The organism is Bacillus pumilus, from assembly GCF_003431975.1.
Taxonomy (GTDB): Bacteria; Bacillota; Bacilli; order Bacillales; family Bacillaceae; genus Bacillus; species Bacillus pumilus_N.
In genome coordinates, this window is record NZ_CP027116.1 from 780,758 (window position 1) to 796,998 (window position 16,241).

The window sequence follows — 16,241 nt, forward strand, 5'->3', positions numbered from 1 at the left end:
CCTTGAGCAGAAGCTCAGGATGCTTTTTTATTTAGGAATGAGCTTTCACCAAATTAATATGCAGGACAGTGAGCTCCTGCTGATTCACATCTGGGTCATGGCCGACGATGAATTCAAGCTCATAATCCCCGGTTCGATACACGTATTTTTTCTCTTTTGTCTGTGGGATGGTACTGACCGAATCAGCTTGTCCAAGTTGTTTCTTTAATAGGGAAGGGGTCATTCCGCCGATATTCGTTTCTTTTTCTACATTTGTACCGAAATAACGGATTTCGTCAATTTTGCCTTTTGTATCATAATGAAAAGCAAATCCCGGATTCCCCATTTCAGCATGGTAGATATCAAAGCTGCTTTGACCTGTTTCTGGGTATGGATTTCCCAGTTTATGATGAACATCTTTTTTTGTTTGAACACCCATTTTTAATCCTTCTGCATAGTACGGCATTTGCCCTTTATGTGCCAGCTTATAAATATGATTTAATGCAGTTTTTGGACCTTGAGGAACGGATTGTTCAACTGCCGTTTTGGTCATGGCGTGTGCTGAGTCTGTAGGGCTGAAACCGATTAGGGCGAAAGAAGCGAGTGATGCAGTCACGACAAAAGCTGTTGTTTTTTTCATGATAAATTCCTCCTTCTTCTTGTTATACCCGGTGCAATTCCAGTCAAACGTGAAAAAAACCAGCTGATCAACGATCGGCTGGTTTTTTATATGAGAAAGTTATTTTGATGAAGAGCTGGATTCACCTTTGGCGGAAGAGGAATCTTCTTCATCCTGTACTTTCTTTGTATAGTCATATTGATTGCGGTCAATCGGTGTAAAGCCTTTAGGCTTGTAGAAACGGAGTAAATCTTCGGTGACAATCTTATCAGATGTCTCAAGCATCTTTTTCACCGTTTCATTTTCTTGTGATGCCTTATCAGTCGGCTCAATTTTCTCGCCTGTTTTGTTGCTGTAATAGTTATTGCCTACTTTTGTGTAATCCTTAGAGACAAAGTCACCATTTCTAAATGGCACTAGCTCCTTGAAATTTTTCGATAAGATATCAGAACCCGACATTAAATAGTTCTTCGTATCATCGCCAAGCAGGTGCAGAAGGGTTGGTGCGACATCGACTTCACCAGAGTATTTATGAATCTGTCCGCCTTTTACGCCTGGTACATGAATAAAGAGCGGTACACGCATGAGCTGCGCATTTTCATAATCTCCAATTTTTTGTCCTGTCACTTTTTCCATCGCTTCGTTATGATTTTCAGAAATGCCGTAATGGTCACCATACATAATAACGACTGTATTGTCATAGAGACCAGACTTTTTCAAGTCGTTGAAGAACTGTTCAATCGCTTCGTCTAAGTAATGAGCGGATTGGAAGTAGTTATCGACGACAGAGTCTCCGAAGTCACCAGGCTCGAAATCAGTATCACCTTCATCCATTCCAAATGGGAAATGGTTTGATAACGAAATGAATTTCGAATAAAACGGCTGCTTCAAGTTTTCAAGCATTGGCATAGATTCTTTGAAGAACGGTTTGTCTTTCAGCCCATAGTTCTTCGTATCTTGCTCGTTCATATCGTAGTATTCAGAATCGTAAAATCTGTCATATCCAAAGGACTTAAACATTTCATTACGGTTCCAGAAGGTTTTCGTATTGCCATGGAATTCCGCTGACGTGTACTGATCCTTCTTCAGAATGCCAGGAATGGCTTGATACGTGTTTTGCGCTTTGTTAATAAAAACAGAGCCTTGTGATAATGGGAATAGCCCGGTATCCATCATAAATTCAGCATCTGACGTCTTTCCTTGTCCTGTTTGATGGAAGAAGTTATCAAAATAAAATGTTTTATTGTCGTGTGCCAATGAATTGAGAAATGGCGTTACTTCTTTTCCATTCACTTTATAATCAATAACAAAGTTTTGCAGAGATTCTAGAGAAATGGTAATCACGTTCATGCCTTTCGCTTTCCCGTAGTATGCCGGGTTAGGATCAGCGCTGTTCGCTTTTAAATAGTTCTCTACGTCTGTCACGTCATTTGAATTTGCCAGAGCACGCTGGCTGTTTGATTTCACATTTTGAATGGCATCAAACACAGTAAAGTTATAAGCACCCAAATACTTAACTAAATAATTGCGGTCGAACGATCTTGATAAAAGTTCTGGACGATCAATCTCTGCAGCGATTAAGTTCATCACAAAGATCACAACAGAGGACACAAGGACGAGTCTAAACGATTTTGACTTTTGAACAGGTACAGTAGTTGTACTACTTGTTTGTTGCTGCCTTCTCATGCGAACTGCGAGTACGATCAAAATGATTGTATCCATAAAGTAAAACATATCAGTCCAACGCATGAGTGAAAATGCACTATCACCTAATTGTCCGCCATTCGTTCCTGCCTGCATCACGGTAGGCAGCGTGATAAAGTCATTAAAGAATCGATAGTACACGATGTTTGCGTAAAGCAAAAAAGACATGAAAAAGTGAATCACAATGATAGCGGCAGGCTGCCATTTTTTCTTGAACAATAAAGCAAAGCCAAGAAAGAACAAGCTGGAGCTAATAGGATTCACGAAAAGCAAAATATGCTGAAGCACATTAGATATACCAAGTTTAAATTCAATTAAATAAGCAGAATACGTTTTGAGCCACAATAAGATGGCTGCAATGACAAAGAAGCCGAGGCCTCGTTTTTGAATAAATGTTTTCATTGAAACACTCCTTTTCTCCGATACACGGAAGAGGCGGAACGAAAGAAAACGAACCATTAGAATATACCATGAAATGCTCAAATAGAAAAGTGATAACCGGCGAAGAGCATTAGCAGCCTGTCCGAGCAATAAAAGGGATGAAAACGAAAATATTCGCTCTTCGAAAAACTTTTTATGAAATTCATCCTAATATTGACAGAAGATTCTGTTATTTTCCAGTTGCTATATCAATAAAACAGGTAAAAAGACACAAGTCTAAAGAATTAATTTGGTTTCTACAATGGTGATTTAAAGGGTATTTCCATTGTTTCTTAATGTTTATGCAGGTTAAGTAAAAAAAATGAGCATATGAGTAGGGAAATAACGTGGATAAATCTTCCTGTAATAAAATATATTGATATATTTTTTCGTTTCATTAACATAATGGTTTTGATGTGTTTTGTAAGGGTTTTATTTATTTTGATGAATGAACAAATTATCTAAATATACTTAAGTGAGCATTTCGAGACTATAAACTTTTGAATTGGGGTCGATATAGACTTTGACAGGAAATCTTCCATTGAAAGGATTGATAGTATATGACTGTACGAGCAAACAACCTCGTTCAGAACTGGTTTCCGAGTGAGGACGGAAATGCAGCAGAGCGTAAAGAACTCATCAAATTGATGGAGCAGATTGTTTCAGGGGTCGATCACCTAAAAGATCCGAACCGTGCACACCTAAAGGGTGAAAAGAATCGTGAGGAGGATTTTTACCAAAAGCTCACTGAAACAAGTCAAATTCCGATGAACGGGCAGCAAGCGGAACTTGTGAATGAAGAATTACTGAAGCTTTTACATAACCATCCTTACCACACAAAGTATTTCTTCACGAACATTTTGCCGATGGCAAGTACACCAGGAATTCTAGGCATGCTGACAGCTATGCTGGTAAATGGAAACAACCTATGGGATGTGTATGGACCAGCAGGAGCGGAAGCTGAGGTCAGAGTGGTCTCAATGATGTCTAAGCTCATCGGATATGATCCAAGTGTGAGCGGGGGATATACAACATGGGGAGGTCAAGGAGCCATTTTCTCAGGACTGCGTTTAGCGATTGCAAAAGTTGCGCCAGAGTCACTGCGAAAAGGAGTTCCGCAAAACCTTTATGCGTTTTGTTCTGATGCGGCACATTACAGCTTATTTAAGTCAATGGAAGCAACAGGACTTGGCACAGACAACTTGATCAGAATTAAAACGAATAAAGATCATTCGATGGATATGGAAGATTTGCGTTGTCAAATGGAACGTGTTGCACAAAATGGCGGAATTCCCGTTTATATTGTCGCAACAACCGGAACAACAGATGCCATTGCAATTGATGATGTAAAAGGGGTACGTGAAACAGCAGAAGCCATTGCTGAGGAGTATGGTCTAAAGGTGCCGCATATTCATGCGGATTCAGCGCTCGGCGGATTCTTTGCTTTCTTTAATGAGTATGATCTAGCTGAAAACCCGTTGCAATTCTCAGACGGTGTTCTTCGTATGCTAAAAGAAATCAAAGCGAAATTCCAGCATCTTTCTCTTGCTGACACGATGTGCTTTGACTTTCAAAAGCTCGGCCAAACACCTTACACATCTAGTTTATTCTTAGTGAAAAACGCAGTAGACCTAAAGCGTTTAGATCTGGAAGAACAAGAGACACCATACGTTGGTCATAGAGGCTACGGCGAATACCATACGGGTTATACACTGGAGTGCTCGAGAATGGGGAGCTCTATCAGTATGCTGAGTGTGCTATTAACGTTTGGAGTTGAAGGCTATCAGCGCTTGCTCGGTCAATTCTTAGAAGTGAACCTTGCCTTCAGAGAAGCACTCAGCCAAGAAATACCGCAAGCAGAAGTCGTGAATGATGACAACGTTGGAATGGCTACATTATTTAGAATTTACCTGGACGGCTCACCTCGTTTTCAAGAAGAAATTTCAGGTGAAGCGACGGCAATGGAAATTGAGCGTAACAATGAATTAAACAAAATGCTGTTTGAAAAACTTGGAGAGAAAAGAGACGAAATGTTCTTTGGCGATACAACGAAGTTTTTACTTGTTCATGCAAAAGAAGGACAAGAATTCTATCTAAGTGTTAGTAAGTTTTTTGTCATCTCACCTTATACGTTACCAGAGCATATCCCGCATATCGTATCTTATTTAAAAGATGTCATTGCATCTGTTTGTGGACAATTTGAACATGTACATGCTTAAATCAAATCTGAGAGTGGAGATGTAGGAAAAAATGGCGAAACAAAGGAAATTTGGAGGATACACGATATCCTCTAAAATCATGTCAGTCGTTGTCGTAACATTACTCGCAACCGTGGCACTATTCGTTCTAACATTTTATCTAGTCAGCCAGGATTTATCATCCCAGTTATTAAAACAATTTGATTATCGATTAACAACAGATATTGATACAGCGAAGAAAGAGATCGATAATATGGATGGAAACGTCCTTGGTATGAGCGGGAAAGATGATCCCCTTTATGTGGAGGTCAAAAAGAAATTCACAGAGCTTCAAGAAGATCATACGCTTGAGAACTTATACGTGCTATCTAATAAAGGCGGCAAAGAAAGAATTATTATATTAACCGGGGAAGAAAATGATTTTGATCAAGATTATGCTTTTTCAGAAGAGATGAAACAAGCGCTCTCTGAAGATAAAATGGTCAAAAGTGATATTTACAAAGATTCATTTGGTACACATAAATCGGTCTTTTTGCCAATCAAGGATTCAGGTGGTGAGCTGACGGGGATTTTAGGCATTGATTTAGATGCCTCTGTCGTGCCTCAAACAACGCAGAAATTGATGATCTATATCACAGTGGCATCTGCCATTGTGCTTATCGGTGGATTACTCTTCTCATACTTCATGGGAAGACGAATTGCGAAACCAGCTCGTTCGTTGATGGAATCAGCGAACCGAATTGCAGATGGGGATTTAACCGGTATGGTAGAGATTGAAAGTAAAGATGAGATCGGTCAACTTGCCGCATCCTTCCAAAAGATGCAGGGACGGATTAAAGAGCTCATTTCGAAAATCTCACACTCATCTAGTGAAGTGTCGAAAATGTCTTCACAGCTTCGTACGGTGACGACCGAATCAAGTCAAAGTGCGCAGCAAGTGTCAGAAGCCATGACGAATATGAGTGAAGGAATCAATGATTCTGTCGCAAATATTAACGATTGTACGACATCTGTTGCAGAGATCGATACTCAAATCGAAGGCGTCACAAAAGAAGTTGATGAAATGAAATCTGTTTCATCTGACGTACAAGAGCAATCAGAATCTGGGCAAAAACTAGTGAATCATGTGCTCGATCATCTGAATATGCTACATGACAAGATGACCAACTCAAAGCAGGCAGCAGAAGAATTACAATCCCATTCAACGGAGATTGAAAGTGTCATCTCGATTATTACGGACATTTCAGCGCAAACGAATCTTCTTGCACTGAATGCTTCAATTGAAGCGGCACGTGTTGGAGAAGAAGGAAAAGGGTTTGCGGTTGTGGCAGATGAGGTGCGTAAATTAGCAGAGCAATCAGCAGATGCAGCTAAAACCGTTTCAGACCTCGTTATCGGCACACAGGAAAACAGTCAGCGCGTTCTTGAAAGTGTAGAGGAAAGTGGTAAAGCAGTGGAAGAGGGACGTGAGCAAATGGAAGGCACGTCACAAAACTTCGCTGTGATTTACGACGGCGTGTCTCAGTTTGCAACAAGAACGAACAATTTACTTGCTTCTATTAAGCAAGTAGAACGAGCATATCAAACGATTTCTACATCAATTGAACAAATTTCGGTTGTATCAGAAGAACATGCGGCCAGCTCCCAAGAAGTAGCGGCAGCAACAGAACAGCAAAGTGCTGGCATGCAGCAAATTTCAAGTGCGATTGAACAACTCTCTGATATGTCAGAGGACTTAGCACATATGGTTTCTACCTTCAAAATCGACAATAAATAACGAGAAAGCTGACTCTTGTGAGAGAGTCAGCTTTTTTGCTATGCTTAAACAAATTGTTGCAGGCGAAAGGAGAAACGCCATGGATTTTGCGCAGAGATTATCAGAAGAACGGATCAAAAAAGCGATGGATAACGGGGCTTTTGAAGGATTATCTGGCTTTGGCAAACCTCTGCCTAAAGATGACGCTGCTCATGTGCCTGAAGAACTAAGAATGGGCTACCGGATGATGAAAAATGCTGGCTTTGCTGGGGAAGAAACGGCACTAAAAAAAGAGCTTATGACCGTCAAAGAGTTACTTCATGCAAGTATAGATGGAGAGGAAAGAAAGAGACTTTCTCTCATATGTGAAGAAAAACAAAAACGACTGGATGAACTCACATCTAAGCGCCAAACTTTTGCCCGTCCAGCCTCCTCCTTTTATAAAAACAGGGTCTACGAAAAATTAACGGAGCATAAAAAAAGATGATGACACGAAGCCTCTCCTGAGCACATTGAGGGGGCTTTTTTTATGAAAGCGCTACATTTTGTTGTTGACTACATGTATATACAAATATAAAATAAGAATCAAACATGTATATACAAGTTTTTGGTTCTTTTTTCTTATAAAAAACGATCTCGGAGGGGATAGCATGGCTGAATACCAGGCAGCAGCAGATCAGATTGTGAAAGCCATCGGCGGCAAAGAAAATATTGATCAAGCGACACATTGTGTGACAAGGCTGCGCTTTGTGCTGAAGGATGAAGGAAAGGTTGATGAGAAAGCACTTGAACAAATAGAAGAAGTAAAGGGATCTTTCTCAGCGAACGGTCAATACCAAGTGGTGATCGGCCAAGGGGTCGTCAATCGGATATATGCCGAAATGGTGAAACAGACAGGGATTGGGGAAGCCACAAAAGAGGACGTGAAGCGTGCCTCTGATCAAAAATTAAATCCATTGCAGCGTGCTGTGAAAACGCTTGCGGATATTTTTATTCCGATTCTTCCTGCCATCGTCACCGCCGGTTTATTAATGGGGATTAATAATATTTTAACTGCTCCTGATATTTTCTTTGATCAAAAATCGATTGTAGATGTGTATCCGGCATGGGCAGATTTAGCGAATATGATCAACTTGATTGCAGGCACTGCCTTCACATTCCTGCCCGCATTAATCGGCTGGTCAGCCGTGAAGCGGTTTGGGGGAAATCCGCTTTTAGGGATGGTCCTTGGACTCATGCTCGTACATCCAGATTTATTAAATGCGTGGGGCTATGGAGCGGCTGAAAAGTCCGGTGAGATTCCTGTCTGGAATTTGTTTGGACTTGAAGTGCAAAAGGTAGGCTATCAAGGACAGGTCCTTCCGATACTCGTTGCCTCGTATTTATTAGCGAAGCTCGAATTGTTTATTACAAAACGAACACCTGAAAGCATTCAGCTATTAGTGGTTGCACCGATTACGTTATTAGTCATTGGCTTTTTATCCTTTATCGTCATCGGACCTATTACATTTGCAATCGGTAACGTGTTAACATCTGGACTTGTCGCTGTATTCCAGCAGTTCGCAGCACTAGGCGGTCTATTATATGGCGGTTTGTATGCAGCGTTAGTGATTACAGGGATGCACCATACTTTCCTCGCTGTTGATATTCAATTAATTAATTCAAAACTGCATGGCACGTTTCTATGGCCGATGCTCGCACTGTCTAATATTGCACAAGGATCAGCCGCACTTGCGATGATGTTTGTATTGAAAGATGAAAAGCAAAAAGGTCTCTCGCTCACATCAAGTATTTCCGCTTACTTAGGAATTACCGAGCCAGCGATGTTTGGTGTCAATTTGCGCTATCGATTCCCATTTATTTTTGCGCTCATTAGCTCTGGTTTAGCCGGTATGTTTATCGCCTCTCAAGGGGTGCTGGCAAGCTCAGTTGGTGTTGGAGGCATTCCTGGAATCTTCTCTATTATCCCGAAATATTGGGGCGCATTTGCGATAGGGATGGTCATTGTACTCATCGTCCCATTCATCGGCACCCTTTTGTATGCAAAGCTGAAAAAGAAAAAAGATGTTTCACAAGAACTTAACTAGTGGTGGTGGAGGAAATTGAAACAACAAACGAACGAACCGTGGTGGAAAAAAGCGGTGGTTTACCAAATTTATCCGAAGAGCTTTTTAGATACAACAGGCTCTGGTACAGGCGATATCAATGGCGTGACAAAAAAGCTCGATTATATCAAAGAGTTGGGGGCGGATTGTATTTGGCTCACGCCAATGTATGAGTCCCCGCAGCATGACAACGGTTATGATATTAGTGATTATACAAAAATCCATGACATGTACGGCACAATGGCAGATTTTGAACACATGCTGAAGGAAGCGCATGATCGAGGCATACGAGTCATCATGGATTTAGCCGTCAATCATACATCCATTTTCCATGAGTGGTTTCAATTCTCACGCAAGTCAAAGGATAACCCTTATCGAGACTATTATATTTGGAAGGAGCCTAAAGCGGATGGCTCTCCGCCGAATGATTGGCAGTCAAAATTCGGCGGTCCAGCATGGGAGCTAGATGAAGCAGCGGGAGAGTATTATCTTCATTTATACGATGTCACCCAAGCGGATCTCAATTGGGAGAAGGATGAGGTGCGCAGGCAAGTATATGACATCATGCACTTTTGGTTTGAAAAAGGAATTGATGGATTCCGGCTGGATGTCATCAACAACATTTCAAAGGATCAACGTTTCTTAGATGACGCTGGTCAATCTGTACAGGGCGACGGCCGAATGTATTATACAGATGGTCCAAGAATTCATGAGTTCCTGCACGAAATGAACCAAGAGGTTTTTTCGAAATATGACAGCATGACAGTTGGGGAAATGTCTTCAACGAATATCGCAGACTGCATTCGGTATACAAGACCGGATCGGCAGGAACTGGATATGACGTTTAACTTCCATCATTTAAAGGTCGATTATCCAAATGGAGAAAAATGGGCACTCGCACCATTTGATTTTCAGGAATTGAAGTCGATTCTATCTGAGTGGCAGACGAAAATGCATGAGGGCGGTGGCTGGAATGCGCTCTTCTGGTGCAATCATGATCAGCCGCGTATCGTCTCAAGATACGGTGATGATGGTACGTATCATCAGCAATCAGCGAAGATGCTGGCGACCACCATTCATCTCATGCAAGGGACGCCATATATTTATCAAGGGGAAGAGATTGGCATGAAGAATCCTCAATTTGAGGACATCTCGTCTTACCGTGATATTGAATCACTCAATATGTATGAAGCCATGCTTGAAAAAGGGAAATCAAAGGAAGACGCACTCGCCATTTTACAGGCCAAGTCAAGAGATAATGCACGAACACCTATGCAGTGGACCTCAGAAAAAAATGCAGGTTTCTCAAAAGGAACACCTTGGATTGAGCCAGCCAACAATGATATTTCAGTGGAAGCATCACTAAAAGACCGGACGTCTATTTTCTATCATTATCAAGCCCTTTGCAGGCTGCGTAAAGAACTTGACGTGATCACATATGGAAGCTTCACTTTACTGTTAGTAGAAGATCCAAAGATTTTTGCTTATGTGAGAGAAAGTGATGAGGAGAAGCTGCTTGTGATCAATCACTTTTATGCTGGGGAGGCGGATTTTACGCTTCCTGATGATCTTGTGCAAGCTGTAGATGAGATGGAGGGGCAAGTGCTGTTATCCAATTATGAGGATGTGCCGGCAGATGTGAAGGGATTTACGTTGCGTCCATATGAGTCAATCGTTTATCATTTAACCAAACGCTAGAAAATGGGGCGGAGGGAAAATGAAAGAGAATAAGTTTCGAGTGATTTATGATCAGCTCGCAAGACGAATTGAACAAGGTGAATGGCAGGATAAAGGCATTCTGCCATCAGAGCATGAGCTGTCCTTGATGTACGACACGTCCCGTGAGACGGTGAGAAAGGCATTGAATATCCTTGTGCAAAATGGCTATATCCAAAAAATCCGCGGGAAAGGCTCTGTCTTGCTCAATCGTGAGAAAATGCAATTCCCAGTCTCAGGTCTTGTCAGCTTTAAAGAGCTTTCCCAAACGCTTGGCCGAAAGACAGTCACGACAGTTCACGAATTTGGTTTAATCAAACCGGATCAGTCTATTCAGTCTCAGCTGAAAATAAGCGGGCAGGAGGATGTTTGGGAAGTCATTCGCTCTCGCAATATTAGCGGAGAAGAAGTGATTTTAGATAAGGATTACTTTTTGCAAAAGCATGTACCGGTCTTATCGAAGGACATATGCGAAGGATCCATCTACGAGTATATTGAAGGAGAGCTTGGTGTATCAATCAGCTACGCACAAAAGGAATTTGTGGTCGAGCCATGTACAGAAGAAGATGAGAAGTATCTCGATTTGGACGGGTTTGATCATGTGGTGGTGGTGAAGAATTATGTGTTCTTGGAGGATACGAGTCTATTCCAATACACAGAAAGCCGCCACCGGCTAGATCGTTTCAGGTTCGTGGATTTTGCTAGAAGAGAGAAGTAGACAGGGCCGAGGCTCTGTCTATTTCAGGTTTTAGGGAAACGAGGGGAACAATTAGAGCAACATTCTAGGAGGACAAATGATCAGACTGAATAGACCATTAAAGTTAAGAGATGTAGAAATTTTTAGCGTGATGAAAGATCACAGGATTTTATGTTATGTCATCATTGAAGATACGCGAAAACCGTTTACGGCAGAAGATAGAAAATTAGAGCCGTTATGTTATATGGATGAAGAAGACATTCAAGCGATTTTGAATGTGTTTCATATTTCCATAATCAATGATGAAAAATTAAGTGAAGCAGATTTAATGATGGTAAAAAGTTTTTTTGCTGATTTAGTAAATAATACGAACTTAACGAATTTTATTACGAGAGATTATGTTTTAAAGGATTTATATGATGTCGATGATGAAAATGACATCACGTTCTTTAATAGAATGCTTCGTCATATAGGATCAGATGATGTAAAAAAATTCGACGACCGCAATTGGATCTATTTATCTCAAGATTAATAACTTATTCCAAGAAAAGAGGACAGAGCATAGGCCCTGTCCTTTTCCTTTAAGATGATACATTTTTTCTTGTGCGCTTACGCTGGTAGTAATAAAGGATACCGCCAGCAGCGAGCATGAGCACACCGATGAGTACAGCTGTATACATCATTGTGGCTGTATTCGGCAGTGTGCCGCCTGGGAGGCCGGTTCCATCTTGGTTTGGATCTGTGCCTCCGCCTGGTGCTGTTGTTCCGCCGTCTCCACCAGTTTGATCTGGGGTTGTTCCAGCTGCAACACTCTGGTTGAGGACGGTGTATTCACTGAAGTGCTCAGTTTGACCTGATACGACACCGTTTTCGAACGATCCGTTACTTGTTTTGGCGTAACGATTCTTCTTGCGATCTACATAATATACACCAGGTTTTTTCGCCTTTTGAGGCTCGTCTAGTGTAAAGGATAGTGTGACAGGGTCTTTAAAGGTAGAAACCTTTTTCTCGTCTTGTTTGATTTGGAAATCATACGTATCTGTTAATGCGTTTTTCACCTTATCCGTCTTTGTCATTCCAATATCTGCACTTGTGTCTGATAGATTGGAGAGCGGCAATGTGAGACCCACTTTGTCATGATAGATGGTGACGTTTGGATCTTGCTCTCTCTTCTTTAGCTCGGCTACTTGCGCTTTTGATAGAGACAATTGAACGTTTTTCGCTTCGCTTGCTTTGTCTAAATAGAGCAATGCTTTGTTTGTATGCTGCACATACGTTTGGAATTTCTCGTCATCTTGAATGTCATAAGCGCCCTTGCCTTTCATGCGAGGAAGGAACACTTCTTTCACCCTGTGATCGATGACAGGGGAAATTTGACCGTCTGCCTTTTCAATTTGCTCTTTGAAGATTTCATAATCAACATAGCCTAAATCTTCACCATGAGACGCTTCTGTAAAGACGCTGTAGCCATCCCCACCTGTGCCAACAAATGCGTTCGTCGCCACGCGGTATGTTTTCTCATCATCAAGGTCTGTCAATTGACCTTTTTGGTCTTTCAGTTTCACATCAATCAGTCTGCTGCCAGCTGGTTTACTGAGTGTAAACGTATATTCAATGCCAGCGACATGTGGGAATGCGCCTCCGCCTTCCTCAATGCCTGACAGCCCCTGCTCGAGTGCTTTTTTAATTTGACTGCCTTTTAAATCTGCGACATAAAGTGTATTTCCGAAAGGCATGACCGTTAAAATATCACCTAAAGTGATATCACCTTTTTCGATACTTCCACGAATACCGCCACCGTTTGTAATGGCAAGGTCAGCACCGGCAGATTCTTGCGCTTTCTGCAGCATGCCGTCCGCAATAAAGTTTCCAAGATTCGTTTCCTTCGCGCGGACGTGCTCACGTTGACCGTCTAAAAGGACATCTGTATGGCCAACTTTTTCTGTCTTTAAATCTTGAATATCTGCTTTGTACCCATCAAGGATCGCTTTAGCATCCGCATCTTCTTTGACAGAGTCATCGATGGGGATTAGGTCAAAAGAGGATTCTTTTGGCTGTACGACTCCTTTTTTGTCAAAGGACACGTCTACTTTCCCTAAAAATTGTCCGTAGTCTTTCACTTGAGCGACGATCGTAGGTTCTTGTTTATTGACGACCTTTAATTTTTCAACAAGGGTGTGCGTGTGACCGCCAATGATTAAATCAATCCCATCGACTTTTTGAGCGAGCTCAAGATCACGGTTATAGCCAATGTGAGTTAACGCAATGATTTTATTGATTTTTTCTTCTGTTTGAATGGTGTTGACTGTTTCTTTTGCTTTCTTGTAAGCATCTTTAAATTGAACGTTAGGGCCGCTGCTGGATGTAATGGCTGTATCTTCAGTGGTTAAGCCGAATACGGCCACCTTTTCACCGTTTACATCGAGCAGGATGTAAGGGTAAATCCCGGCTTCTTTTTTCTCTCCAGCTTTAAATGAGGCTGGTTTTTTTACTAAGTCGCTCAATTGTTTTTCCTTCGAGACATCCACGTTTGATGACACAATCGGGAATTGAGGTTTTTCAAATTGATGACGGTTTTTCGCATCAACATTTGACGCATCGCCTGTTAGGAATTGACGAAGGACAGAGGGACCTTTATCAAATTCATGATTACCAAATGTCATGGCATCGTATTTCATTAAATTCATTAATTTCAAATCGGCAAGTCCTTGCCATTTTGTGAAATATAGATCACCAGAGAAGACATCACCAGCGTCTAATAATATATTGTTCTTACTTTCAGCACGGACTTCCTTGATCTTTGTTGCGCGCCTTGCCGCATCATCAAGGTGTGCGTGTGTATCGTTCGTATGCATCACTGTTAAATTCCAGTTGTCTGATGCAGGCGGTTCTGTTGTGCCATCCTCTTTAAAGGCTAGCTTGTACACACCAAGACCATTTGTGCTTGCGTTACGAACAAAGTCTACGCTGCTTGATTTCTCTGCAAATGGTTTGGCTAAAAGAGAAGATTCAAATGTTAAGGTTGCGCCCTTTACCGGTGCGATGGACCAGTTTTGATCGGCGCTTGGGTTGATCGTCTTTTGTTCGATAATATAATCCATCAGCACTTGACGGTTCTCATCTGCTGAAGCAAGTACGACTTTATCTTGCGTCAGGTGCGGGAAGCCTCCGCCGCCAGAAGCACGATAGTTATTCGTTACGACTAAAAATTCTTGATTGTCAGAGACTGGTTTCCCGTTGTAAGACAGGTTTTTGATGCGGTTTGCATTGGCGTTGACAATTGTGCCTGTTGTGCTGTATTTAGCAGGCTGCGTCACATCGACTTGGTATGTCACGCCATCAATCACATCAAAATTATACGAGCGGTATTCCTCGTTTAAAATCGGCTGCTCTTTTGAATCGTTTGGTTTGATCTGATGAAATTGTCCGGCAGACATCTCTAACCAGTCTTTTACTTCACTGCCTTTCAGTTTCACAATCTGCACAGTGTTATCGTAAAGGTAGAGATCGCCGATATTCTTAATCGCTAAATCCCCTTTTCCGATATTTGTATAATAATTCACACCGTTTCGTCCGCCGGCTTTAAACGGCGCACCTGCAGATAGAATCGGCAAGTTTTTGTAAGAGGTATCCTTCATTTTTTCTTGTGCATACCATTTTTGTGCATCTGTGACGACTTGAATGGAAGGGTCATCCATCACTTGTGCAAAAAAGCTATTAATATCTGCTTCTGTTTTGCCAACAGGCTTTCTCACGTAATCAAGTGTGTTTTGGTGCGTAGTTTGAATGGCATCTTTCACTGTGCTGTTTTGAGATGACACGCCAGTAACAGATTCTATTTTTCCGGTTCCGTCTGTGACCTTCCAGTTGCTGCCGTCAGGCTCTAATGTTAAATCAATGACTCCAAGGTAGCTGCCCCAGTTTTTTGACATGACGACTGGGATGCCGTTGATGGTCCCTTTTGAGACATTGAATTTGTCGACACCGCTATATTCAGCACTTGGGAATGAGCCGTGCTGGTGGCCGGACACAATGGCATCGATGCCTTTTGTTTTTGTAGCAAGGTCAAAGATCATATTTTCTGATCCTTTAGGTGAAGCGGTTTTTTCAATTCCTGTATGGGCAAGAGCGACAATGACATCCGCGCCTTTTGCCTTCATTTCAGGAATGGTTTCATTAGCAGATTCGACGATGTCCTGCACTTGAACTTGTCCATCTAAATGCTTCTTATCCCACGTCATGATTTGTGGTGGAACGAATCCTATGTAACCAACTTTTACAGTTTGTGAGGCTCCGTTTTCATCTTTAAAGGTTTTATCTTGGATCACATAAGGCGTAAAACGGTGTTCTCCATTTAACTTTTTGACGTTCGCATTGACAATCGGGAAGTTAGCGCCCGCAATGGTCCCATCAAGAAAGGATAATCCGTAGTTAAATTCATGATTGCCAAGTGTTCCTGCATCGTATTTTAGTTTGTTGAGTGTATGAATAATGGGGTGAACCTTTGTTTGATTGATGATGCTGTCTTTCTCATGTTTGTAAACGTATTCTCCAAGAGGGGTTCCTTGAATCAGGTCTCCATTATCAACAAGGAGTGTATTTGGATTTTGTGAACGGTGCTTGTCAATCAGCTCGGCTGTTTTCGCCAAACCAAATTCATTTGTTTCTTTGTCGCTGTAATAATCATAATTCATCATGTTCGCATGAATATCGGTTGTGGCTAAAATGCTGACCTTTACGGCATTGCCGCTTTCTGTTTCTGCATGAATAGGTACTGCTGGGAGAATGAGACTAATCATCATAATGGAAGTGAGCAGAATAGACAGGTTTTTCCTTCGTTTAGACCTATGTGCTTGCTTCTTCACCTGATCTCCGCCTTTCTAATTTTTTTGTCCACAATACCTATTGTAGAAATGTTTCGTTAACTTTTGTAGTTATTTTTTGCAGATTATTGTAAAGATAACATAAATCATACAAATTACCTTGTTAAGAGAATGTGAATGAGCCTAAATGCTTATTTTTATCATAAAGGGTTTTCTGATAAGGA

10 protein-coding genes are annotated in these 16,241 nt (G+C 41.5%); 7 read left to right on the top strand and 3 right to left on the bottom strand.

The window, feature by feature from the left end; all coding sequences use genetic code 11:
- Positions 1-31 precede the first annotated feature (31 nt).
- Together C5695_RS03725 and C5695_RS03730 are read right to left on the bottom strand one after the other, a co-directional pair.
- Positions 32-619, bottom strand: coding sequence for a YjgB family protein (locus C5695_RS03725; RefSeq protein ID WP_117729301.1), 588 nt, complete (start codon positions 617-619; stop codon positions 32-34).
- A 99-nt stretch (positions 620-718) separates the two neighbouring features.
- A complete protein-coding gene (locus tag C5695_RS03730; protein WP_117729303.1) occupies positions 719-2,704 on the bottom strand; it encodes a lipoteichoic acid synthase in 1,986 nt (661 codons plus the stop codon).
- 578 nt (positions 2,705-3,282) lie between these two features.
- Here C5695_RS03730 and C5695_RS03735 point away from each other — a divergent pair.
- The 7 genes from C5695_RS03735 to C5695_RS03765 all read left to right on the top strand — a co-directional run bounded on the left by C5695_RS03735 (position 3,283) and on the right by C5695_RS03765 (position 11,726).
- Positions 3,283-4,941, top strand: a complete 1,659-nt coding sequence (locus C5695_RS03735) for a pyridoxal phosphate-dependent decarboxylase family protein (RefSeq protein WP_117729306.1) — start codon at positions 3,283-3,285, stop codon at positions 4,939-4,941.
- A 31-nt stretch (positions 4,942-4,972) separates the two neighbouring features.
- Positions 4,973-6,697, top strand: a complete 1,725-nt coding sequence (locus tag C5695_RS03740; protein ID WP_117729308.1) for a methyl-accepting chemotaxis protein — start codon at positions 4,973-4,975, stop codon at positions 6,695-6,697.
- A 79-nt stretch (positions 6,698-6,776) separates the two neighbouring features.
- Entirely contained in the window at positions 6,777-7,163 is a 387-nt protein-coding gene (locus C5695_RS03745) for a DnaJ family domain-containing protein (RefSeq protein WP_117729310.1), read from the top strand.
- 163 nt (positions 7,164-7,326) lie between these two features.
- A complete protein-coding gene (gene treP / locus C5695_RS03750) occupies positions 7,327-8,763 on the top strand; it encodes a PTS system trehalose-specific EIIBC component (protein WP_117729312.1) in 1,437 nt (478 codons plus the stop codon).
- A 15-nt stretch (positions 8,764-8,778) separates the two neighbouring features.
- Entirely contained in the window at positions 8,779-10,479 is a 1,701-nt protein-coding gene (gene treC / locus C5695_RS03755; protein WP_117729314.1) for an alpha,alpha-phosphotrehalase, read from the top strand.
- A gap of 19 nt (positions 10,480-10,498) precedes the next feature.
- Positions 10,499-11,215 (top strand): trehalose operon repressor, encoded by a 717-nt coding sequence (gene treR / locus C5695_RS03760; protein ID WP_117729316.1) that lies wholly within the window; start codon positions 10,499-10,501, stop codon positions 11,213-11,215.
- Between the two features lie 76 nt (positions 11,216-11,291).
- Positions 11,292-11,726, top strand: a complete 435-nt coding sequence (locus tag C5695_RS03765) for a terpene synthase (RefSeq protein ID WP_117729318.1) — start codon at positions 11,292-11,294, stop codon at positions 11,724-11,726.
- A 49-nt stretch (positions 11,727-11,775) separates the two neighbouring features.
- Here the strand turns inward: C5695_RS03765 and C5695_RS03770 are convergent, their stop codons facing one another.
- Entirely contained in the window at positions 11,776-16,059 is a 4,284-nt protein-coding gene (locus tag C5695_RS03770) for a multifunctional 2',3'-cyclic-nucleotide 2'-phosphodiesterase/3'-nucleotidase/5'-nucleotidase (RefSeq protein ID WP_117729320.1), read from the bottom strand.
- Between the last annotated feature and the right edge of the window lie 182 nt (positions 16,060-16,241).